This is a genomic window from Nocardia farcinica, from assembly GCF_029867845.1.
In the GTDB taxonomy this organism is placed as follows: domain Bacteria; phylum Actinomycetota; class Actinomycetes; order Mycobacteriales; family Mycobacteriaceae; genus Nocardia; species Nocardia farcinica_A.
The window spans coordinates 1-1,659 of the sequence record NZ_JARWRU010000357.1; the positions used below are offsets into that span (position 1 = coordinate 1).

At 73.5% G+C, this 1,659-nt stretch carries 2 protein-coding genes and 1 pseudogene; all 3 read right to left on the reverse strand.

What is annotated here, in order from left to right; genetic code table 11:
* Positions 1–247 (reverse strand): annotated as a pseudogene (locus QH283_RS07640) (hypothetical protein); the annotation flags it as partial.
* Positions 244–1,002 carry an ABC transporter ATP-binding protein gene (locus QH283_RS07645; RefSeq protein ID WP_280502317.1) on the reverse strand — a complete coding sequence of 253 codons (759 nt, stop codon included), beginning with the start codon at positions 1,000–1,002 and terminating at the stop codon, positions 244–246. The gene QH283_RS07645 and the pseudogene QH283_RS07640, both read right to left, overlap by 4 nt.
* Positions 999–1,640: an ABC transporter ATP-binding protein gene (locus QH283_RS07650; protein WP_280502318.1), complete on the reverse strand. Its 642-nt coding sequence runs from the start codon at positions 1,638–1,640 to the stop codon at positions 999–1,001. Before QH283_RS07650 ends, QH283_RS07645 begins: the two co-directional genes overlap by 4 nt.
* Positions 1,641–1,659 lie beyond the last annotated feature (19 nt).

The following is a 1,659-nucleotide window of genomic DNA, read 5'->3' on the forward strand; positions in this document are numbered from 1 at the left end:
CCCCACCCCCCCCCCGCGCGAGCCCCACCCGCCCGCCCCCGTGGGGGGCGCGGGGGCCCCGGGGGGCGGTGGGGCCGTGCGACAGCACATCGGCGAGCCGGGCGAGCACCGGCCCGGCGGCCATCAGGGCCACGCCGGTGCGCAACCACAGCCCGGCGCGCCCGGCGGCGGGGTCGGGGATCTTCATCGCCCGCAGTTCGCGGATGAATCGGTCGGCTCTGGTCTCCGTGATACGGGCCTCGGTCATGTCGCACTTCCTAGATAGAGGGCTGCCAAATCGTCGCGGATCTCGGCGGGCGGTCCGCTGCGCACGACGCGGCCGCGCACCAATACGGCGGCCCGGTCGGCGATGTCGAGCACGGCCGCGGCGAACTGTTCGACCACCAGCACCGCCACGCCCTGCCGGGCGATGTCGGCCACCACCTCGTAGAGTTCGGCGACCACCAGCGGCGCCAGGCCCATCGACAGCTCGTCGAGCAGCAGGACGGCGGGGTCGGTGGCAAGGCCGCGGGCCAGGGCGAGCATCTGTTGCTCACCGCCGGACAGGGTGCCGGCGATCTGGCCGGCGCGCTTGCCGAGAACGGGGAACCGGTCGAAGGCAACGGCCTCGATCTCGGCCCGGCTTCGACCGGTGAAAGTCATCATCCAGAGGTTCTCGCGGACGGTGAGATTGGCGAAGATGCCGCGCCCCTCGGGGATCAGGCACACGCCCGCGCGGGCCAGGTCGCGGGCGGACGCGCCGGTCACCTCGCGCCCGCCCAGCTCGAGCGCGCCCGCGGCGATCGGGTGGGTCGCCGACACCACACGCAGGGTGGTGGTCTTGCCCGCGCCATTGGGGCCGAGCAGGGCCAGCACCTGACCGGCCGCGACCTCGAGGTCCACGCCGTGGAGCACGGTGATGGCGCCGTAGCCCGCCTTGACCTCACGCAACCGCAACAGCGGCGTCCGCGCGACCGAGGGCGTTGCCGCGACGGTGTTCTCGGGGACGGTCTGGACTCTCATACTTCTCCCAGGTAGGCCGCGAGCACCGTCTCGTCGGTGCGGATGACCGAGGGCGGCCCGGAGGCGATGACCTTGCCCAGGTCGAGCACGAACACCTCGTCGCAGACGTTCATCACCAGGTCCATGTCGTGTTCGACCAGCAGCACCGCGGTGCCGTCGTCGGCGAGGGCGCGCAGCAGTGCACCGAAACGCGCGGTCTCGGTGTGGTCCTGACCGGCGGCGGGTTCGTCGAGCAGCAGCAGGGCGGGCCGGGCGGCGATCGCGCGGGCCACCTCGACCTGTCTGGCCAGGCCGGTGGGCAGGGTGTCGGTGGTGGCGTCGGCGACCGCGTGCAGCTCGAGGCGGTCGATGATGTCGGCGACCACCGTGGCGGCCCGGCGTCGCTTCGGGCCGAGTTCGGCGGCGACGAGCAGGTTGTCGCGCACGCTCAGCCTGCCGAACAGCTCGAGCCGCTGAAAGGTGCGGGCGAGGCCGCGCTTGGCGCGCCTGCTTGGGTTGAGCCGGGTGATGTCGCGGCCGTCGAGCAGCACCCGTCCGGTCGTCGGCTTGCGCAGGCCGCTGATGACGTCGAACAGGGTCGATTTGCCCGCGCCGTTCGGGCCGATGAGTCCGGTGACCGCGCCGCGGTGGGGCCGCAGGCCCCCCCCGGGGGGGGGG